The sequence below is a fragment of the Streptococcus mitis genome (genome assembly GCF_003944325.1).
Classification (GTDB): Bacteria; Bacillota; Bacilli; order Lactobacillales; family Streptococcaceae; genus Streptococcus; species Streptococcus mitis_CW.
The window spans coordinates 1-21,391 of record NZ_RJPX01000027.1 but is presented as its reverse complement, the minus strand read 5'-3'; the positions used below and the strand labels follow the sequence as shown (position 1 = coordinate 21,391).

Sequence of the window (21,391 nt, the reverse complement as noted above, 5' to 3'; positions counted from 1 at the left end):
GCTCAAAGCACTGCTTTGAGGTTGTAGATAGAACTGACGAAGTCAGTAACATATATACGGCAAGGCGAAGCTGACGTGGTTTGAATTTGATTTTCGAAGAGTATTAACTCTCACTTATTTATGCAAAGGAATCTTATGGAAGTTTATTTTTCAGGAACCATTGAACGGATTATTTTTGAAAATCCCAGCAATTTTTATCGCATCCTTCTCCTAGAAATCGAAGATACGGACGCAGCGGATTTTGATGATTTTGAAATCATTGTTACAGGAACCATGGCTGATGTGATTGAGGGAGAAGACTATACATTTTGGGGGCAAATTGTCCAGCACTCCAAGTATGGGGAACAACTGCAGATCAGCCGTTATGAACGCGCAAAACCAACTAGCAAGGGATTGGTTAAGTACTTTTCAAGTAACCACTTCAAGGGAATTGGTCTCAAGACAGCTCAGAAAATCGTCGACACCTATGGTGACAATACCATTGACGAAATTCTGCAATACCCGGAAAAGCTAGAAAGTATCTCAGGACTCTCTGCCAAAAATCGCGAGGCTTTCGTCTCCACTCTCCGTCTCAACTACGGAACAGAGATGGTTTTGGCCAAACTAGCCAACTACGGCATTCCCAATAAACTAGCCTTTCAAATTCAAGACTTTTACAAGGAAGAAACCCTTGATGTGGTTGAAAATTATCCCTACCAATTGGTTGAGGATATCAAGGGTTTGGGATTTACCATTGCTGACCAATTAGCAGAAGAACTAGGCATCGAAAGTCAGGCTCCTGAACGCTTCCGTGCTGGTCTAGTTCACAGTCTTTTTCAGGCCTGTATGGAAACAGGGGATACCTATGTTGAAGCACGGGATTTGCTAGAACAAACCCTTACTCTCCTTGAGTCTTCCCGCCCCGTGGAACTAGACCCCAGTCAAGTAGCCCAAGAACTCTCCTACCTGATCGAAGAAGACAAGGTTCAGCAGGTTGATACCAAGATTTTTGACAACAGCCTCTTTTTCGCTGAGGAAGGCATCCGCAGTCACTTGGTTCGTATCCTTGAAAAAGGAAAACAGAAGAGCCAGGATTTAGAAACCATTCAAAAACACATCACTACTGTCGAAGAAGAGCTGGGGATTGAGTATGATAGCATTCAAAAACAAGCTATTTGTGATGCTATCCAGAATAAGGTCTTTATCCTGACAGGTGGACCTGGTACTGGTAAGACAACTGTTATCAATGGGATCATCGCTGTTTACGCACTTTTAGAAGGACTTGACCTCAGGAAAAAAAGCAACCTGCCCATTCTTCTTGCTGCTCCAACTGGCCGAGCTGCTCGGCGCATGAATGAATTGACGGGTTTGCCTAGCGCGACCATACACCGCCATTTGGGAATGACAGGAGACGATGATACCAGTCATCTGGAAGATTATCTGGATGCTGACTTTATCATCGTGGATGAATTTTCCATGGTAGACACTTGGCTGGCCAATCAACTCTTCTCCAACATCTCTTCTAACAGTAAAATCCTCATCGTGGGTGACAGCGACCAGTTGCCGTCTGTCAGTCCTGGGCAGGTTCTAGCGGATCTACTCCATATTCCTTTGATTCCTCAGACTCGCTTGGAAAAAATTTACCGGCAAAGTGAAGAATCAACTATCGTCACCCTAGCTAGTCAAATTCGACAGGGCACCTTGCCGGCTGATTTCACCCAGAAAAAAGCAGACCGTTCCTACTTTGAAATTGCTAGTGGCCATATTCCTGCTACCATTGAGAAAATCTTAGGGGCTGCCCTCAGAAGTGGTATTCCTGCCCGTGATATCCAAGTTCTGGCGCCCATGTACCGAGGGACTGCAGGGATTGATGCCATCAACCAACTCATGCAAGACCTCCTTAATCCACCACAAAAAGACCAACTCAGTTTTGAAGCCCCCCAGTGCCACTATCGTAAGGGAGATAAGGTCATTCATTTGGTCAACGATGCTGAAATCAATGTCTTTAATGGAGATTTAGGAGCTATCACAGACCTGATTCCTGGTAAATATACCGAGTCGAAACAAGACGAAATTGTCATTGATTTTGATGGCAATGAAGTCTCTTACCCACGTAACGAATGGTACAAGATTCGCCTTGCCTATGCCATGAGTATCCATAAATCACAGGGAAGTGAGTTCCCTGTTGTCATCCTACCTATCACTAGTGCTAGCAGGCGTATGCTGGAGCGCAATCTCATCTACACAGCCATTACACGTGCCAAAAGCAAGCTTATCTTACTAGGCGAATTACAGGCCTTCGACTATGCTACCCAGCACATCGGAACTGCCCGAAAAACCCATCTGATTGAACGCTTCAGTGATCTAATTGAAAATGTTGAAGAAAATACACAAGCTGTCTCTGAAACTGCCACATTAACTGACTCTGAACAATCCTACATCTTAACCGAAGAAAACTGGAACAGCATCCCAGCCATGATTGGGATTACAGAAGCAGATCTCAAAGAGATTTTTGGAAAATAGTGCATCAGAAAACCCACCAATTCAGGTGGGATTTTTGTCTATTAAGATTATTTAACTGTTGCTGTGCTTGTAATCAATTCAACAGCTTTTTTGATTGTGATATCGTGTTTCAACATATCAGCTGAAAGCAAGCTTTGTACTTGTGCAACTTCCATGTTATAGTCTGCTGCCAATTGCTCGATTTCTTTTTGGATTTCTTCTTCTGAAGCGTCAAATCCTTCAGCTTTGGCAACTGCTTCGATAACAAGGTTAGTCTTAGTACGTGACTCAGCTTCTCCCTCGTATTGTTTGTGAAGGTCTTCTTGAGTAGTTCCAGTGATTTGGAAGTACATGTCAGGATTGATACCTTGACGTTGCAAGTTTCCAAGGAATTCGTTTACTGAACGGTGAACTTCTTCGTGGATCATTTCTTCTGGAAGTTCTACGATTTCAGCATTTTCTACAGCTTTATCAATTGCTGCACCTTCAACTGCATCTTTGTAAGCTTCTTCTTTAGCAGCAGCCAATTCCTTGCGGTATTTTTCTTTCAATTCAGCAAGTGTTTCAACTTCTTCGTCGATGTCTTTTGCAAGTTCATCGTCAAGAGCTGGAACTTCTTTCGCTTTTACTTCGTGGATAGTTGTCACGAATTTAGCTTCTTTCCCTGCAAGGTCTTCTGCTTGGTAGTCTTCTGGGAATGTTACGATAACATCAACAGTTTCACCAGCTGAGTGACCTACCAATTGGTCTTCGAAACCAGGGATGAATTGACCTGAACCAAGTCCAAGTGAGAAGTTTTCACCTTTTCCGCCGTCAAATTCAACACCGTCGATAGAACCAACGAAGTCGATGACAACAGTGTCGCCGTTTTCAGCAGCAGCTTCTTTGATAACCAATTCAGCCAAGTTGTTGCGTTCGCGTTCGATACGCTCTTCAACGTCAGCGTCAGTTACTTCTTTTTCTACATCTACTGATACTTCAAGGTTTTTGTAGTCACCCAATTTTACTTCAGGTTTTGTAACAACTTCAGCAGTGATAACCCAGTCTTGACCTTTTTCCATTGAAGTTACGTCAATTTTTGGTTGAGCAACCACTTCAAGGCCAGCTTCTTTTACAGCTGCTTCATAAGCATTTGGCAAAAGAGCGTTCATAACGTCTTGGTAAAGTGACTCTTCACCAAATTTTTTGTCGAAGATAGGACGTGGAAGGTGACCTTTACGGAAACCTGGAACGTTAAGAGATTTCTTCACTGAGTTGAAGACACGGTCCAATTCTGGTTTGATTTGGTCTTGAGAGATAGTGAAAGTCAAGACACCACGGTTTGTTTCTTTGTTTTCAAATGATACAGACATTCTGTCATTTCTCCTTAAAATTTTTTAAATACAGCCTATTATAACATAAACGAGCGACTTTTTTCAAGTAATGACTGCGCTTTTCAATGATGGGGGAGGTACGGTTTCTTCTTAGTTTTCTTTAGTTTTCGAATATAATCTTACTAAAAGATGCTTAATGATGGCTGATTACAGTAAAAAACGAATCGCCCACACATCCCTCATTAGGCGATTCGTTTTTCTTATTTCACAACAGAAACATTGCCTGTTGAACCGTCGTATCGAACAGTTTCTCCATAAAAACCTGAAATTCCTTTTTCAATATGATCACGGAAATCATTAGGTAAAACTTTCATCTTCACAATTTCACCAGATTCATCTGCATAGCCCAAAATATGGTGATCTTTAGATAATAATCCGTCCATAAACATTGTGAAATATCCAGTTACAAGTTTACCATTATTATCATTGGCACCTCTTAGATACAGTTTGTTGTCATTAATTGTCAATCCAGATGAGTCTAGACTAATAACTGGACTTGAGTTTTTAAGATAAAGTTCAGACCCAACTTTTTGAATAGGGAAGTGAGTAGTGAATTCTGGTAGATTCGCAACCTTACGTCCATCTACTCCAAAGTAATACTTATTTGGTAAGTTTTGGAAATTCTTTATGACAGCTTTAGGGTCAATTTCTTCCCCTGGTTTTTTATTATCAGTAATTGCATCTAAAGTATTTCGTTTTATATCGCCAATCTTTTGATAAGAAAAACGTTCAACAATAGGTTTGATATACCAGGCATTCTTTTCGATAACAACTCCATCTTTCTTATGAACAAGGTGATAGTCATAACCATCAGACAAAGTAACGATATCTGTAATAACTGTATCATCAAAAGGATCTTGTTCAACTTCACTTGGAAGTCTGGTTAACATATAACCATCCTTACCAATGACATAACTTTCCCCATCGCTTGCTGGAACAGCTCTGTCTGCGACCATAGCACCTGAGTTTTCAAAGTAAGACCATTGACCATTGGCAGTCGCCCATCCTGTTGCCATAGCGCCACTGTCTTTGAGATAGTACCAAGTAGATCCTTCTTTATACCAACCAGTACGCATAGCGCCACTATCTGCGAGTGAATACCATGTATTTCCGTCTTTGAGCCAGCCTGTCTGCATGTTACCAGAAGCGTCAAAGTGGTACCAAGAGCCAGCATTTTGCACCCATTTGTTTTTAGCGAGACTACCATCTTGTGAAAGATTCCAGTCAGCACCACTTTTAACCCAAGTATCTGCAGCCTGTGCTTGATTGATAGACAAAAGTAGACCAGCACCTGCAAGCAAACCGAGTGTAAGTAGTTTAGATTTTTTCATAGCTATTTCCTCCAATTAATAATAAATTATTTATGACATTTAAAATTTATTGCTACCAAACTCGTCTAGATCCGTCAATAGATCCAATGTATTCATTGTTAGTTATGTTTACAAATTTTCTTACAGAGTTTGCGTGAACCACTTGATTACCACCAATATTAATTCCCACATGCTCAAGATTATTAAAGAAAATTAAATCTCCAGGTTTTTCACTACCAGTTACATCAATTCCTTGATTAAATTGAGTTCTAGTATCAGTTCCTAAGTAAATGTCAAAATTTTTATATATAGCATATGTAAATCCAGAACAGTCAACACCTACAGAAAGGTCTCTACCAGCAGGTTCATATGGCAAGACAGGAATTTTATTTGCAAACGTCTTAGCATATTCAGCTACAGCTTCTCCTTTATTTTCAACTAGTACTCCACTTGTCCTAAAGAAATAAGGAGTATCTCCAACTCGATTATAACCAGTTAACATAGCACCATCATTTGAAAGATAGTACCAATTACCATCTGGGTTAATCCACTCATTTGATTTCATCCAACCTTGATCATCAAAATAATACCATTTCTCATCTAACAATTCCCAATGTTTAGCATACCCACCTGAACTATATTTGAACCACCAGCGACCATCTGTTTTCATCCAAGTTCCTTTATCATCTCTATTTTGATTAAATGCTATTTTTTCTTGATTACTTTCTACTTGAGTTAATTCTCTAGGAGAAAATCCTACCAACTTAACTTGTTCTGCATCTTCAACCTTAATTTTACCTTCTTTAACAAGTTGATCAATTGCTTCTTTCTCGCTTGTATACTGTGAAATTGTTTGTGATGTAGTCACTTTAGTGGTAGACGTTGTAGTTTCTGCATTAACTACATAAGTAGTTGATAGTAAAGCTCCTGAAGTAAGTAATAAAGCTGCATAAGTAATATATTTTTTCATGACAAAAATCCTTTCTTCAAAATTCCTTAACGCTCTAGTGACCTTATTTTGATAATTTACGGGGACATGATTTTAACCTCCTTTTGAGTTCATATTAATATTTTTTATAGTCAATATATTATTTTATCTATTTATAACTCTATTCTACTCCCCTATAAAATGAATGTCAACAAATAACATAAAAATATTGTGAAAAAATTATTTTATCACGCTAGAGATACTTACTCGCTTCTTTGATACTAAATCAAATCATTTCTCCAACATTATTTTATATAACTACTAAAACTCCTCATGCCCTACCAAATTATGCTGAAAGGCATAGACTGCAGCCTGGGTACGATCGCTGACTTCAAGTTTGGCAAGAATGTTAGACACGTGGGTCTTGACCGTCTTGAGAGAGATAAAAAGTTCGTCTGCGATGCGCTGATTTTCGTAGCCCTTGGCGATGAGTTGGAGAACATCTCGCTCACGCGCAGTCAGGTCCTCATGTAGTTCTATGTGATTGCGGTGGTATTCGACTTTTTTGCTGACCTCTTGTTCAATAGCCAGCTCGCCAGCAGCCACCTTACGAACAGCATGGAGTAGTTCATCTGCACTAGAAGTCTTGAGCATATAGCCCCTAGCACCTGCATTTAAGACAGGCATGATTTTTTCATTGTCCAAGTACGAAGTCACAATCAAAATCTTGGCTTCAGCCCATTCTTTGAGGATAGCCAAGGTCGCATCAATTCCATTCATCTCAGGCATGACGATATCCATGACAATAACATCTGGACGCAATTTCAAGGCCAAGTCAATACCTTGAGACCCGTTTGCCGCCTCGCCCACAACTTCTACATCGTCTTGGAGGTCAAAGTAGCTTTTCAAGCCCAATCGGACCATCTCATGGTCATCTACTAGTAAAATTTTCATCTTTACTCCTTTGTCATTCCTTATCTAACAGGGGAATACGGATATCAACTGCCAGTCCTTGCTTGGGAGCTGTCAAGAGTTGAACTGTTCCAGCCATATCTTCAACCCGCTCCTTGATATTGCGTAGTCCATAACTCAAGTCATCTAAACTCCCTAACTGGAAACCAATCCCGTTATCCACCACCTTCAGCTGTAATTCAAAGTCTGTCTGATAGAGGTAGACATCTAGGCAAGAGGCCTGGGCATGGCGGAGGGTATTGCTGATTAACTCTTGCAGGATACGGAAGATATGCTCCTCGATTTTCTTAGGCAATTTCGTCACGTTTTGCTTGAAACTAACCTTGAGATCACTCTTGTCCTCAAGCTCTTTTAGGAGAATTTGAATCCCTTCTATCAAGCTCTTCTGCTCCAACTCAACCGGTCGCAAATGCAAGAGCAAGAGCCGTAAATCCTTCTGGGCTGTTTCTAAAATAGCTGTGACACTCTGCAACTGGGTCTGCATCTTTTCTCTATCCAATTTCAAAGCCTGCTGACTGATACCCGATAAAATCATGTGGGCCGCAAACAACTCCTGACTGACTGTATCGTGCAAATCCCGAGCAATCCGCTTCCGTTCTTTCTCGATGATTTCCTCTTCCTGAGCAAGGCTGTGATTTTCAGCTTTTTGGAGAGCTTCTGTCAAAAGGTTAAGTTTACCTGACAAGGACTTGAAACTGGCATCCAAATCTGGATCTGCAAGCTGAACCACTTCTTGCCCTGCCAATACACGCTTGAGATTAGCCTGCATTTTTCTTAGAGAAAGCTCTTCAATACCTCGCCAAAATAAGGCTAAGAGACAGGTCATGGACATGCTGAACACCAACAACAAAAAGACAAATTTTTCTGTTTTTTCGACATCGTGCATGAAAATAGACCAGTCAAAATCAAGAATTTCCAGCAAGCTGTGGGAGAAAAATAAGACAAACAGAAAGGAGGTAATGGCAATGATTACATAAGCTTGTTTTTTCATCCTCTGACCACCTCAACATCGCCAATCATAGTGGTCAAGAGAATCTTGACACTCTTGTTACTCTTAAGATAGTCTCTTGTTTCTTGATGATAGTGTTCATTGCGGAGGGCTCGCTTGGGATGATTAAAAAAATTCAAATCCCCATATAGACAGTTAACGCTGAGACTGACTTCTACATCTACAGGTACGATGATTTTGGTCGTTCCTACCATCTTTCTGAGGATAATGACATTATCGTGATTGGTTAAGATGACCCTCTCCAAATGAATGGTATCCTTGCCCATGAGACGAAAGAGATTGATATCATCAAACTGGCAAGTTTGGTAGCTTGAAAAATGATGGAGATTTCCAAACCAACGATTTTTCTCCTTCTTAACCGTTACCACCTCTTCAAAAACCAAATTGGTCTGCTCTTTTTCCTGGTTCATCATCGGATAAAGAAGAAAGAGGCTATAGATGACCGCAACAAAAATAGCTAGAATCACAAAAGGATTGAGCATGACGATGAAAAAGAAGAGAATGGTTGCCACTACTAAAAGAAGATTATTGCCCTCTTTACCAGTGTAATAGCGAATCAAAAGCAAAAAGAGGAATAAAATCAGCAGAAAACGCGAAAAATGCTCTGATACCATCAAAATCAGAGCTCCTGTCAAAAGACAGGCTTCAATAAATAAAAAGATTTTAAATTTTCTCATAGGTGCATCCTCTCCCTTCTATTTTATCACAATTCAAAAAAGTCACCTCGGTCTGAGGATGGAAAAAAGGCGATGGTTACGCCTTTTTCATCTGATCCTTTGCTTCTTTTAATTTTCCATAAAGAAGGTAGTCTACTTTTTGCAAATCTGCTATGGTGGCACAATTAAGAGCACACATAATCAAACGCAGATCGTCTTTCCAGCCTTGGACAATGCCGATCACTTCTTCGACTGTGTAGCTTTCAACCAATTCCAGAACTGTTCGAGACAGTCCTACAGCCTTGGCTCCAAAGACCAAACACTTAATCATATCCAGCGGATTCCGAACGCCACCACTGACCAAGAGTTCAACCTTGTCTTTCCAGTCTTGGGTATTGAGAAGGGCTTGCATGGTAGACTGGCCCCATTGATTGAGATAATCACGCTGGCCACTGCGACGATTTTCGATATAAGCAAAGCTGGTGCCACCACGACCTGACAGGTCAAAGGTTCGAACGCCCAATTCATAGGCTCTCTCGATGGTCTTCACATCCATTCCAAAGCCCACTTCCTTGAGGACAATGGGAACAGGGATTTGCTTGCTGTAGTCTGCCAGATGCGATTGCCAGCTTCTGAACATTCTTTCTCCCTCTGGCATGAGCAATTCCTGCATGACATTAACATGTACTTGCAGGAGAAGAGGATTCATCTCTTCTACAGTCTGAAGTCCTAACTCTACAGGCTTGTCCAATCCAATATTGGTTCCAAGAAGGAGATTTGGATAGCTAGACTTAACAGAAAATGAGGCATCTGTAGGATCCTTTAGGGCTGCGCTATAAGAACCTGTCACAAACAAAATCCCACAGGCTTCCGCCACATGAGCCAGCTTTTGATTGATTTCTTTACCTTTTTCGCTCCCACCTGTCATGGCATTGATATAAAAAGGAAAGTCCCACTTTCGACCTGCAAATTCTGTAAACAAATCAATCTCATCCAGATCGTAAAGAGGTAAGGAAGAATGAATCAGCTCCACCTCATCAAAGCTATTATAGGAACTTTTCTGCTCAAGGGCATAGCGGATGTGCTCATCCTTACGATTTGTCGTCATATCCCATCCTTTCTTGGTATAAGAGCTCAATCCCCAGATCGGCCCAACGGTTTTTTAGGGTTTCAGTTGATTGCTCATCAAAACTCAAGGCAATACCACAATCACCACCACCAGCGCCGCTACTCTTAGCAACAACTTGCAAATCTTTACTAACTTCTTTCAACTGTCTAAGCGAAGGCGTGTAAATGTCTGCGCTCAAGCCTTCCAAAAGCTTGCTGGCTACCTCTACTTGCTCGATAATTTTTTCTGATTTCCCCTGTTCCAAGGTTTCTACCAAAGCAGCTACCGTTTCTTTTGAGGAACTTAAAAAATTCTGATTGATATTTTGCTTGATTTGTTGAACCATATCACTAGATACAGCCACTTCCTTGGTCCATCCCACTAGAAAATCACATTCTAGGGTTGGTTTCACTTGTGAAATTAAAAAGCCCCAATCACGCTCTAAAACAGTCGCCAAGTTTTCTTCTTTTAGCCAAGCAGCTACCTGCTGGCGATCAAAAGACTGGTAGAGAATCAAATCTTCTGCCACAATACAGGCGAGGTCTCCCATGGAACCATTGTCTCCGCGCTTGAGCAAGACAGCGCTAGCCAGCTTGAATAAGAGCTCCTGATCAACCGAAAGATTATATAGAGCTAGCAGAGCCTTGATGACCAAGACAACGACGCTACCGCTAGAACCGAGACCAAACTTTTTCCCTTCTCGTTCCATTTTTCCACGAATTTCTAGAGAAAAAGGTCGCAAGGTCTGCCCACGATAAACGAGGAAATCTTCCACTAAAGCAATCGTTTCTTGAATCAAGCTATAATCAGGATTTGGCGTCAAATCAACTGTAAAATCAAACATATCTGAATAGATACGGTAGCTGTCAGAAAAAGCAATCTCAGCCCTCATATAGATAGGAATATCCTTTATCAAGGCCAACTGTCCTGGCTCTAAAATAGCATATTCACCTGCCCAATAGAGTTTCCCGCAAGTTTTAACAGCAATCATCTTGGCTCAAATCCTTTGTTTTTGACACAATCAAGCGATAACGTTGACCAAAGATTTCTGACAAATGCTCCAAGTCTTTCTCCTGACAGAGGACCTTAACATTGGGACCAGCATCCATGGTAAAGTAGCAGGATTCTCCTTGCTCACGGAGCTGGCGAACAAAGTCCATGGCTTCATAAGAAGCATCCGTCAGATAAGAAAAGGCTGGTGATGCTGTTTTGGTCGTAGCGTGCATAGCCAGACCATTTTTCTCCGTTAATTCCCCAACCTTAGCAAAGTCATTTTCCTTGAGATAAACCAGCATCTCCTGATAGTCTTTCTCAGACTGACTCACCCAGTCATCAAAAGTCGTCGAAGTTTCCACACAGAGTTTCATCCCATCACGGCTAGAGATTGGTTTTTTCTTGTCCTCTAGCACCAACATAATCATAGCTAGTTTCAAGTCTGTCTCTACAGGGTAAATTTCCCCACTATCCTTATCCCAAGCACCTAGTGGTCCATAAAAACTCCGAGAGGACGACCCTGAGGCAAACTTAGCCTCCTGTGCCAACTGACTTCTATCCAAACCAAGCTTGAAATAATCATTACAAGCCTTGACCAAGGCGGACAAACCGCTAGAACTTGAGGACAAGCCCGCTGCGGTAGGCATATTGTTTTGAGTGTCAATACGAACAAAACCCTTACCATCTGGACGATAACGGTCAATAATCTTGCTCATCTTGGCATGCTCAGCCTCATTTTGTAGCTGACCATTGATATAAAAGGCATCAGCAGTAGCATCCGTCGGTAAAGGCGACAAGGTCGTCTCTGTGTACATGTTTTCCAGAGTCAGAGAGATGCTGCTAGTAGCAGGCACCATCTCTTTTTCTTTTTTCTTTCCCCAATATTTGATAATAGCAATATTTGCGTAAGAACGTACTGTTACAGGCTCTCGATCCATGTCTGAACAGCTCCTTTCTCTTCTAATCTTTCTGCTAGTTCTTGTGCTTGAGTCCAATTGGTTGCCAAGGCGATAATACAGCCTCCAAGCCCACCACCACTCATCTTGGCACCTAGAGCACCATAGCTCAGAGCCGTTTCTACCAAATGGTCTGCCTCAGGGCTACTGACACCAATTTCTTTTAAATGTAAATGCGCTTGACTGAGGATTTTCCCCAGCCCTTCAGCATCTTTTTGTGAAATCGTCTCTTCTGCCTGCTGGGTCAATTCTCCCAAGGCATGCAAAAACGGTAGGGCATCCTTGCCCTTACTTTGAACCACTTGGATAGCTTCACGAGTATGGCCATAAACGCCTGTATCTGCAATCACCAAATAGGCGGATAAATCCATCTCAAGCTCTGTAAATCCTACGTTCTTGATAAAGCGAATAGGTTGGTCACTGAGACAGGTCTTGGCATCCAAACCACTTGGATTCATATGGGCAATCATCTCCGCCCGATTGACCAAGATTTCTAGTACATCATGAGGCAGATCAGCCTCATAGTAGTCAAAAACCGCACGAATGGCCGCTATGCTGATAGCAGCTGACGAACCCATTCCCCGTTTTTCAGGGATAGCTGAGTCAATCTCACAGCGAATGCAGGCTTCTTTGATATCCAAATACTCCAGCGAAGCATAAACTGCCATGGACAAGGTATCCTCCTCATAGAGACGCCAAGGACTCGCTGCAGGAACTACCTTACAAGTCACCTCCACCTCCAAAAGAGGCAGAGAAATGGCAGGATAACCGTAAACGACTGCATGCTCCCCTATTAAAATAATCTTACTATGTGCCTGACCGACACCAACTTTTTTTGTCATGTTTTCCTTTTACTAGACGAAAAAACCGTCTCATTTTTTCATACAAGTATTTATTCTTTCTTATCTATTTTATTATATTTTCACAAAAAAAGCGATTGTTTCCATTCACAATCGCTTCTTTCATTATTAAACCCATTCGCCATTATAGTTGACAGAATAACCATCTACAGTCGTATTCACTGCCAAAGTACCTGAACTGTAAGCATAGTACCATTTGCCATTGACCTGGAGCCAACCTGTCTTCATAGAACGACGAAAGAAACTCCATACCGTTAGGTAAAGAGGAAAGTCGTGAGGGAGCATGCATCATTGACAACCTGTTTTAGTGACGTACAAAGTCGCATTAACAAGTACTCGTTTCGGCCATTTATAGGTGCAGTGTTTGGAGAAATAGGGTTCAATCTTAGCCCATTCTTGATCGTTTAAATCAGTATCATATGCTTTGCGGGTCATAACCCTAGTTTAACATTTTTTTGTGAATACAGGTTCTAAATAATCGACCACGAAAATTTCTTAAGTGGAAAACGCCTTATCTTATGAAGTATGCTACGGGAAAGCTATAGTTTATTGAAGCTAGAATAGTACACTATAGTTGCTAAAACATTTCTAGAAATTAAGTTAACTTTCCTAATCAATTTGTTCATTTCTTATTTCATTCTATTGTATACACTTAATTTGACAATTCAAGATTTAAAAATATATACTAATATTTGACAAGTCATCCTAAAAGAGTTATTATATTGATGTGTTATAGATTGATTGAATCTAACTAAAGGATCCTATTCAATCAATGTATATCACTTAAGGTTCATACAGCTACCCTTACCGGACAAAAACTGTAAATAATATTATGGGGGGTCAAACATGAGCACTCTAATCGAACTCGAAATGCTACCAAGTGAAAATACAAACGAACAAGATATGCTAGAGCTTTGTGACATCACATGTGGTGTCAGTTGTAGCGTCACTGGATAACTAATATATAACAGGCCTCTTTCCGCAAAACAGTCGAAAGAGGCTTATTTTATACTCTTCGAAAATCTCTTCAAACCACGTCAGCGTCGCCTTACCGTACTCAAGTACAGCTTGCGGCTAGCTTCCTAGTTTGCTCTTTGATTTTCATTGAGTATTATTTGTAAGGAGAAATGTATGGATTTTATAAAAAACAGTCTTTTGTCTAATAATATAGTATATACTGAAGATGAAGATTGGTGTTATATTGCAAAACAGAATCTTACGGTAGACCAAGGGTGGAAAATTCANATTAGCACCCAATTAAAAGATTATAAGAAAATATTCCGTATACTATTACCTTTTCTAATTAAACATCAATACTGCTTTAAAGTTTGTAAGAATATTCATAGACTAAAAAAGATTAACTCTCCCCGAGAAATATCACCAACTGCAAACAAATTTATTACAATCTACAATAATAGTTCAGGAGAGGCAAGAAGTGCTATTCTTGACTTAGTATCACTTCTTACAGAATTCAAAGCCCCTAGAATACTGACAGATTTTCAATGTGGACGCCACTCTCCTGTACATTATCGCTTTGGAGCATTCAAAAAAATTAGAAGATATGATAAACAAAACAAAAAATTACTTTATCTTATCAAAGATAATACTGGCAATTTCGTAGAAGATAAAAGGCTTAATTATCCAATTCTACCTACATATGTTAAACCTCTATTTACAAATCAAGAGCTAGAAGATTATTTTTTAGTTGATGTTAAAACTCAAAGTCAATCAAACACCCCTATTACAAACTATAATATGGAGTGTATACTAAAAAANTCCAACAGAGGAAATGTATATAGAGCCTCTCTAAGCTCAACTCACCAAAAAGTTATTATTAAGCAGTGTCGCCCATTCTTATCGTATGATTTTGAGGGGAAGTATTATGCTAACGATGAATTACGTAATGAAGCATTATTATTACAATCATTTGAATCCAAGACATATACTGGATACTTTATAGAAGATTTTTATATCTCAGATGATTACTTCGTAGTTCAAGATTTTATAGATGGAGTAGACTTACTTAATTTTTTGAAACAGTCAAACATCGATACAAACAAAAGAATAGGTATTATGAATAAAATAGTTGATATTCTAAATGATATTCATTCTGAGGGATATAAAATCGGGGACTTATCACCTTCAAATTTTCTATACTCTTCTAAAACTGATGATGTTTTTTTGATTGACTTAGAAAACTTAGAACCTATCATGACTACTGTACGTAATGTACACACACCTTTTTTTGTCAATCCTGATGTAGACTTAAAACAAAGTACTATTGGACAAGTGTATTTTGCTCTATGTATGCTAGGATATTCTATATTTACGAGTGGAACATTAAAATTTCTTAAAGGCGACTCTAAATATCATATAACTGTACTGAACAAAATAGAACAATTACTAGAACTATCACATACTCAAGGTCAGCTCACAGATGAGCAACTATTTTGGTTACAATATCTACTAAATTTAAGTCAAACAAATAATTTAGTCAAAATTAAAAAAATAGAGGAACATAAATATGATTACAAAACAGAATGTAATAGTGTTCTACGATTTTTACTAGATAAAACTGTAAATTCTGAAGGAAGGATCACTTCTTCAACAGAATTTGGAAATTTCGTAAGTAATTTATCATTCCAACACGGAATAGCTGGACTACTGTTTCCTCTAAATAAATTGTACCACCCAGAACTGGATTCTAAAATACTCTCTATCATCAAGAAGGCAGTGACAATTAGAACGACACACACATATGAATATCAATACTCACTGCTATTTGGTGATGCAGGCTATCTATGGTTACTCCTACATTTATTTTCTATCAGTAAAAATCAATACTATCTACAATTAGCAAACGACACCGCTAAGAAATTAATAGAGAATTATGATACTCTAGAGGAAATAGACTTTGCATTGGGAAAATCTGGTGTCCTATTATCATTAATAAAATACTATCAATTTACCAATGACAATACTCTTAAAATTTTCATCCACAATAGTATAGGGGAAATTTATCATTATTTCCTACAAAGAGATACAGCCAAAGAAACGATTTTAGACTATAGCTTTGCTCATGGATATTGTGGAATTGCATATGCTTTATTTGCCTATTCTAAAGTCTTAGAACCTTCTATGTTCTATAATGATCTCCATACATTCCATACTGAATTAAAAAAATTATTAGAAAAAGTTACTTCTAATACTGAAAATTTAGGAAATTTACAACTTTCTTGGTGCGAAGGAATTTCCGGAATAATCTTATATCTTTGTATGTACGATTGTGACGGAAACAAAGATATTATTAGTAAATATCAAGAATTTATTTTTAACCATCATCTAAAAATGATGACAGGATATTGCCACGGAATAACTAGCTTACTACAAACCACTGTCTACAATCAAAACAAATTACTGATGAAAAAAATCCAACAGGTAATTTTAGCATGTTCTGAACGAGATGAACACGGTTTACTGATGTTTCAAGGAGATAGTGGTAAAGCAGATTTGTTTGACTTCGGAATAGGAAGCATGGGGGTATATTGGTGTCTATTAAATAATAAATTCCCATTCGATGTGCAGACATAAGGGGAAAAGTATGAAATTATTTTGGACAAACAACATATATAGACAGTTGCTGCTAAACAGCTGTTTTTCATCATTCGGCGACAGTATTTTCTACCTCGCCATTATCAATTATGTGGCTCAGTACAATTTCGCTCCGCTAGCGATTTTACTGATTTCCATTTCAGAGATGGTTCCCCTACTATCTCAACTCTTTCTCGGGATTCTAGGAGATTTTCAAGAAAATAGAGTCAAACACGCACTCTGGATTTCCAAAATCAAAATCCTGCTCTACGCTATTTTGACAGTATTTCTCGTCTTGTCGCCCTTTTCATTAGTTTCAGTCATTATGATTGTCATCATCAACCTCATCTCTGACACCTTGAGCTACCTGTCTGCCTACATGATGAACGCCCTCTACATCAGTGTAATTAAGGACGACCTGCATGATGCCATGGGGTTCAGGCAGTCACTGATGAGGGCTGTCCGCATTGTTGCCAATCTGGCTGGCGCGTTCCTTATCAATGTTATGAGTATTCAAACTATTTCCCTTATCAACACTCTGACTTTTGTCATTGCCTTTTTGGGCCTGTATGTTATTCGACATACCTTGTATGAGGTTGAAAAAAGGATTGAAATGTCACATACAGCACTGACTTTTAAGAAATATTTTCAACATCTTAGACAGTCGCTGGCTGTGCTCCTGAGATTAAAAGAGACCGTCATACTACTGTTTCTGACGACCAGTATGATTGCCATCTTGGATGTGTCCCCTCGGCTGATTGCCCTCCGCTTCATCCAACAGACACTAGCACAACTGAGCATTGGGCAACTCCTAGCCCTGCTCTCCATCATCATTTCTTGTGGAGCTATCCTTGGCAATATGACCAGCAGTAATCTATTTAAAAATATCCGTTTCACGCACCTCTTGGTTTTCTGTGAGATTTCCCTATTGGCTCTGATAACTAGTATCTTCTGTCAAGCCTATATCATGATTTTCATGACTAGTTTCATCAGTTCTACGATTATCGGCATTCTCAGTCCTCGCCTACAAGCAGCTGTCTTTGCCTATATCCCCAGTGACAAGATGGGGACGGTGGGTTCTGCTCTAAGCACCGTGGACATTCTCGCCCCGTCCCTGCTCTCTCTATTAGCCCTATCCATAGCATCGAGCGTTTCGGTGCAGTTAGCATTGGTATTTTTGTATCTTATTTTGATTACTCTTATCTTTTGTCAATGGTTAGTCAAGTTCAACACTCATAACTAACGAAAAAGCATGTGTAGATTTCACATGCTTTTAATCTCCCCAATCGTCAGGTAAAGTACAACAAAGTCACTCCTTTGATTAAGCGAGTGCTCTAATATAATTATAAGCGCCCTGTCATTATCGGATCCATTCGCCATTATAGTTGACAGAATAGCCTTCTACAGTGGTATTCACTGCTAAAGCACCTGAACTATAAGCGTAGTACCATTTGCCATTTACCTGGAACCAACCAGTGGCCATAGCTCCTGATGAACGGAGATAGTACCACTTGTTACCAAGGTATTGCCAGCCCGTTTTCATATCACCATTTTCAGCATCTAAATAGTACCAAGTTGAGCCTTCTTGATACCAGCCAGTTGCCATTGCACCTGATGAACGGAGGTAGTACCACTTATTGCCAAGTTGTTTCCAACCAGTTTGCATTGTAGCAGTTGTTGGATCTAGATAGTACCAAGTTGAGTTATCATTGACCCAACCACGTGCTAGCTCTCCAACCGTCAAACTGTCGATACGAGCATCGAAGCCACCATCCTTCAGTAAATAATACCAATGTCCTTCGTCAGAAATCCAACCAGTTTTTAAAGTGTGATAGCTACGCTGATCTTCAAAATAATAGACTCGTTTCTCTGCTGGGCTATCATATTGTTCCCCATGATGTTTGTTGGTGTTTGTAGCAGTTTTTGCTTCTAAAACTTGCTTGCCAACAAATTCTTGTAGCACTCCATTTTTGTCAAAGTAGTACCATTCTGGCATTGGGGAACCTTCTAATCTTATACCATTAGGGTAAGGACCAATTGTATATCCTTTAACTGGCATTGGAATGTGTTGCCAACCAACAACCATTTCACCATTATAATCAAAATAATAGGTCTTGCCATCAATCACTCGCCAGTAGGTTTCTTTTAGGTCCCCCTTCTTGTAGTAGGTTCTACCATTTTCTTGGACAAACTGCCATCCTTCTGAATCAGCATCATCCGCCAATACTGCACTTGTTGCTAGCAAACCGAAGAAAAAGACTGCTAAGGCAATTTGCATCAATTTTTTTATTATTTTCATTAGACGTATCCTCCTGCAAGAATTATAGTAAAAATTAAATTGTATGTCAATATGACAGACTTAAAATAATATAATAATAAACTATCATTTAATTCACTAGTAAAAAAAGATAACATCTCCTTTCGGAGATGCTATCTTTTTGGGGGCGACTAGAACATAGTGTTCCAATCTCTTTTCGTTAAATTTATAGAATGTTTATCCTATGAATTATTTTATCAAGGTAATTTCTTACTCTTCTTCCTCGCGTTTTTTCGCGATAAGGAGTCCCCCTGTTGCTGCTGCAAGAAGTGCTAGAGCAAGTGAAGCGCTAGATTGTTCTGTACCAGTATTTGGCAACTCTTTCGCTCCTACTTTCTTAGCTGATGTTGTTGCATGTGAACCTTGTTCAGCAGATGTAACTGCTTTATCATCTGGTGCTACTGCATGTGAACCTTGCTCAGCAGATGTAACTGCTTTATCAGCTGGGATTACTGCTGTTGTACCATCTGGGAAGGTTACCGTTGTTGTTCCATCTTTACCTACTTTAACATCGGTTGCTGTTGGGTTTGATTTCTTAACTGCTTCTGCTACTTTAGCTTTTTCAGCGTCTGTCAAGTTGCTTGGATCTGTAACTTGTGTTACTGATGGATCTTTAACACCATCTGCATCCTTAGACTCATCATCTGCTTTATTAGCTGGGATTGCTGCTGTTGTGCCACCTTTACCTACTTTAACATCTGTTGCTGTTGGATTAGATTTCTTAACTGTATCACCTGATGGAATAACGGCTGTGCTACCATCTGGGAAGGTAATTGTAGTTGTGCCATCTTTGCCAACCTTAACATCTGTTACTGTTGGGTTTGATTTCTTAACTGCTTCTGCTACCTTAGCTTTTTCTGCTTCAGTCAAGTTGCTTGGATCTACAACTGGTGTTACCGCTGGATCCTTAACTGCATTATCTGATGATTTCTTAACTGTATCACCTGATGGAATAACGGCTGTGCTGCCATCTGGGAAGGTTACGGTGGTTGTGCCATCTTTGCCAACTTTAACATCTGTTACTGTTGGGTTAGCTTTCTTAACCGCTTCTGCTACCTTAGCTTTTTCTGCTTCAGTCAAGTTGCTTGGATCTACAACTGGTGTTACCGCTGGATCCTTAACTGCATTATCTGATGATTTCTTAACTGCCTTACCTGATGGAATAACGGCTGTTGTGCCATCTGGGAAGGTTACGGTTGCTGTGCCATCTTTACCAACCTTAACATCTGTTACTGTTGGGTTTGATTTCTTAACTGCGTCTGCTACCTTAGCTTTTTCTGCTTCAGTCAAGTTGCTTGGATCTACAACTGGTGTTACCGCTGGATCCTTAACTGCATTATCTGATGATTTCTTAACTGCCTTACCTGATGGAATAACGGCTGTTGTGCCATCTGGGAAGGTTACGGTTGCTGTGCCATCTTTGCCAACCTTAACATCTGTTACTGTTGGGTTTGATTTCTTAACTGCTTCTGCTACCTTAGCTTTTTCTGCTTCAGTCAAGTTGCTTGGATCTACAACTGGTGTTACCGCTGGATCCTTAACTGCATTATCTGATGATTTCTTAACTGTATCACCTGATGGAATAACGGCTGTGCTACCATCTGGGAAGGTTACCGTTGTTGTGCCATCTTTGCCAACCTTAACATCTGTTACTGTTGGGTTTGATTTCTTAACTTCATCTGCTACCTTAGCTTTGTCTGCTTCAGTCAAGTTGCTTGGATCTACAACTGGTGTTACCGCCGGATCCTTAACTGCATTATCTGATGATTTCTTAACTGCCTTACCTGATGGAATAACGGCTGTTGTGCCATCTGGGAAGGTTACGGTTGCTGTACCATCTTTACCAACCTTAACATCTGTTACTGTTGGGTTTGATTTCTTAACTGCTTCTGCTACCTTAGCTTTGTCTGCTTCAGTCAAGTTGCTTGGATCTACAACTGGTGTTACCGCTGGATCCTTAACTGCATTATCTGATGATTTCTTAACTGTATCACCTGATGGAATAACGGCTGTGCTACCATCTGGGAAGGTTACAGTTGTTGTGCCATCTTTGCCAACCTTAACATCTGTTACTGTTGGGTTTGATTTCTTAACTGCTTCTGCTACCTTAGCTTTGTCTGCTTCAGTCAAGTTGCTTGGATCTACAACTGGTGTTACCGCTGGATCCTTAACTGCGTTATCTGATGTTGCGGTTGCTGGAACACTTGGTTCTGACACATTTCCTGCTGGATCTGTTGCTTTCGCTGTTACGTCTCCTGCTGGAAGCTCCTTCGTTGGTGTGATTGTAGCTTTTCCGTTTTCGTCTGCTACGCCTTCACCAAGCTTGTGACCATCTTTGTCGAACAACTCAACCTTAGATCCTGGTTCTGCACTTACTTCAACTGGTGTCTTAGTTCCTGCTTTATCTGTTAGATCTGTTGTGATTTCTGGTTTAGCTGGCGCTTTTGTATCTGCTGTTGCTGTGGCTGGAACACTTGGTTCTGACACATTTCCTGCTGGATCTGTTGCTTTCGCTGTTACGTCTCCTGCTGGAAGTTCTTTCGTTGGTGTGATTGTAGCTTTTCCGTCTTTTCCTGCTACTCCTTCACCAATCTTGTGACCATCTTTATCAAATAACTCAACTTTAGATCCTGGTTCTGCACTTACTTCAACTGGTGTCTTAGTTCCTGCTTTATCTGTTAGATCTGTTGTGATTTCTGGNTTAGCTGGNGCTTTTGTATCTGCTGTTGCTTTTGCTGGTGTGCTTGCTTCTGATACATTTCCTGCTGGATCTGTTGCTTTCGCTGTTACATCTCCTGCTGGAAGTTTTTTCGTTGGTGTGATTGTAGCTTTTCCGT

The 21,391-nt window shown here is 40.0% G+C and carries 15 protein-coding genes and 1 pseudogene; 3 read left to right on the top strand and 13 right to left on the bottom strand.

Features of this window, described 5'->3' with window-relative positions; translation table 11 throughout:
- Positions 1 to 135: 135 nt before the first annotated feature.
- On the top strand, positions 136 to 2,502 hold the full coding sequence (locus D8787_RS08120; RefSeq protein WP_125422669.1) for an ATP-dependent RecD-like DNA helicase: 2,367 nt from the start codon (positions 136 to 138) through the stop codon (positions 2,500 to 2,502).
- Between the two features lie 47 nt (positions 2,503 to 2,549).
- Here D8787_RS08120 and tig read toward each other — a convergent pair whose 3' ends face one another.
- From tig to D8787_RS08065, 11 genes and pseudogenes are all read right to left on the bottom strand, one after another.
- On the bottom strand, positions 2,550 to 3,833 hold the full coding sequence (gene tig / locus D8787_RS08115; RefSeq protein ID WP_045612235.1) for a trigger factor: 1,284 nt from the start codon (positions 3,831 to 3,833) through the stop codon (positions 2,550 to 2,552).
- A 221-nt stretch (positions 3,834 to 4,054) separates the two neighbouring features.
- A complete protein-coding gene (locus D8787_RS08110; protein ID WP_125422666.1) occupies positions 4,055 to 5,185 on the bottom strand; it encodes an N-acetylmuramoyl-L-alanine amidase family protein in 1,131 nt (376 codons plus the stop codon).
- A gap of 52 nt (positions 5,186 to 5,237) precedes the next feature.
- Positions 5,238 to 6,134 carry an NlpC/P60 family protein gene (locus D8787_RS08105; protein WP_125422663.1) on the bottom strand — a complete coding sequence of 299 codons (897 nt, stop codon included), beginning with the start codon at positions 6,132 to 6,134 and terminating at the stop codon, positions 5,238 to 5,240.
- Between the two features lie 279 nt (positions 6,135 to 6,413).
- Entirely contained in the window at positions 6,414 to 7,046 is a 633-nt protein-coding gene (locus D8787_RS08100; protein WP_125422660.1) for a response regulator transcription factor, read from the bottom strand.
- A gap of 13 nt (positions 7,047 to 7,059) precedes the next feature.
- Positions 7,060 to 8,055: a sensor histidine kinase gene (locus tag D8787_RS08095; RefSeq protein WP_125422657.1), complete on the bottom strand. Its 996-nt coding sequence runs from the start codon at positions 8,053 to 8,055 to the stop codon at positions 7,060 to 7,062.
- Positions 8,052 to 8,750, bottom strand: a complete 699-nt coding sequence (liaF, locus tag D8787_RS08090; protein ID WP_125422654.1) for a cell wall-active antibiotics response protein LiaF — start codon at positions 8,748 to 8,750, stop codon at positions 8,052 to 8,054. Before liaF ends, D8787_RS08095 begins: the two co-directional genes overlap by 4 nt.
- A 76-nt stretch (positions 8,751 to 8,826) precedes the next feature.
- Positions 8,827 to 9,837 carry a type 2 isopentenyl-diphosphate Delta-isomerase gene (gene fni, locus D8787_RS08085; RefSeq protein WP_125422651.1) on the bottom strand — a complete coding sequence of 337 codons (1,011 nt, stop codon included), beginning with the start codon at positions 9,835 to 9,837 and terminating at the stop codon, positions 8,827 to 8,829.
- Positions 9,821 to 10,828: a phosphomevalonate kinase gene (locus tag D8787_RS08080; RefSeq protein ID WP_125422647.1), complete on the bottom strand. Its 1,008-nt coding sequence runs from the start codon at positions 10,826 to 10,828 to the stop codon at positions 9,821 to 9,823. The genes fni and D8787_RS08080 overlap by 17 nt, the downstream gene beginning before the upstream one ends.
- Positions 10,815 to 11,768 (bottom strand): diphosphomevalonate decarboxylase, encoded by a 954-nt coding sequence (gene mvaD / locus D8787_RS08075; protein ID WP_125422644.1) that lies wholly within the window; start codon positions 11,766 to 11,768, stop codon positions 10,815 to 10,817. The genes D8787_RS08080 and mvaD overlap by 14 nt, the downstream gene beginning before the upstream one ends.
- The gene (mvk, locus tag D8787_RS08070) at positions 11,750 to 12,628 is read right to left on the bottom strand and encodes a mevalonate kinase (protein WP_125422641.1); all 879 of its coding nucleotides are present in this window, start codon (positions 12,626 to 12,628) and stop codon (positions 11,750 to 11,752) included. The genes mvaD and mvk overlap by 19 nt, the downstream gene beginning before the upstream one ends.
- A 126-nt stretch (positions 12,629 to 12,754) precedes the next feature.
- Positions 12,755 to 12,874, bottom strand: a pseudogene (locus D8787_RS08065) (N-acetylmuramoyl-L-alanine amidase family protein); the annotation flags it as partial.
- A gap of 903 nt (positions 12,875 to 13,777) precedes the next feature.
- Here D8787_RS08065 and D8787_RS11910 point away from each other — a divergent pair.
- A complete protein-coding gene (locus tag D8787_RS11910; RefSeq protein ID WP_260471388.1) occupies positions 13,778 to 16,237 on the top strand; it encodes a lanthionine synthetase LanC family protein in 2,460 nt (819 codons plus the stop codon).
- A 10-nt stretch (positions 16,238 to 16,247) separates the two neighbouring features.
- Complete coding sequence (locus D8787_RS08045; RefSeq protein ID WP_125422632.1) at positions 16,248 to 17,480, top strand: MFS transporter; 1,233 nt, start codon at positions 16,248 to 16,250, stop codon at positions 17,478 to 17,480.
- A gap of 117 nt (positions 17,481 to 17,597) precedes the next feature.
- Here the strand turns inward: D8787_RS08045 and D8787_RS08040 are convergent, their stop codons facing one another.
- On the bottom strand, positions 17,598 to 18,536 hold the full coding sequence (locus D8787_RS08040; protein ID WP_125422629.1) for an N-acetylmuramoyl-L-alanine amidase family protein: 939 nt from the start codon (positions 18,534 to 18,536) through the stop codon (positions 17,598 to 17,600).
- Positions 18,537 to 18,764: 228 nt separating this feature from the next.
- Positions 18,765 to 21,391, bottom strand: a 2,627-nt coding sequence (locus D8787_RS08035) for an Ig-like domain-containing protein (RefSeq protein ID WP_125422626.1), incomplete at its 5' end; no start/stop codon positions are given.

Coding starts and splice junctions, on each gene's coding strand:
- D8787_RS08120 (WP_125422669.1), top strand. CDS start 136: ATGGAAGTTTATTTTTCAGGAACCATTGAACGGATTATTTTTGAAAAT.
- mvk (WP_125422641.1), bottom strand. CDS start 12,628: ATGACAAAAAAAGTTGGTGTCGGTCAGGCACATAGTAAGATTATTTTA.
- D8787_RS08110 (WP_125422666.1), bottom strand. CDS start 5,185: ATGAAAAAATCTAAACTACTTACACTCGGTTTGCTTGCAGGTGCTGGT.
- D8787_RS08080 (WP_125422647.1), bottom strand. CDS start 10,828: ATGATTGCTGTTAAAACTTGCGGGAAACTCTATTGGGCAGGTGAATAT.
- fni (WP_125422651.1), bottom strand. CDS start 9,837: ATGACGACAAATCGTAAGGATGAGCACATCCGCTATGCCCTTGAGCAG.
- tig (WP_045612235.1), bottom strand. CDS start 3,833: ATGTCTGTATCATTTGAAAACAAAGAAACAAACCGTGGTGTCTTGACT.
- mvaD (WP_125422644.1), bottom strand. CDS start 11,768: ATGGATCGAGAGCCTGTAACAGTACGTTCTTACGCAAATATTGCTATT.
- liaF (WP_125422654.1), bottom strand. CDS start 8,750: ATGAGAAAATTTAAAATCTTTTTATTTATTGAAGCCTGTCTTTTGACA.
- D8787_RS08100 (WP_125422660.1), bottom strand. CDS start 7,046: ATGAAAATTTTACTAGTAGATGACCATGAGATGGTCCGATTGGGCTTG.
- D8787_RS08095 (WP_125422657.1), bottom strand. CDS start 8,055: ATGAAAAAACAAGCTTATGTAATCATTGCCATTACCTCCTTTCTGTTT.
- D8787_RS08105 (WP_125422663.1), bottom strand. CDS start 6,134: ATGAAAAAATATATTACTTATGCAGCTTTATTACTTACTTCAGGAGCT.
- D8787_RS08045 (WP_125422632.1), top strand. CDS start 16,248: ATGAAATTATTTTGGACAAACAACATATATAGACAGTTGCTGCTAAAC.
- D8787_RS08040 (WP_125422629.1), bottom strand. CDS start 18,536: ATGAAAATAATAAAAAAATTGATGCAAATTGCCTTAGCAGTCTTTTTC.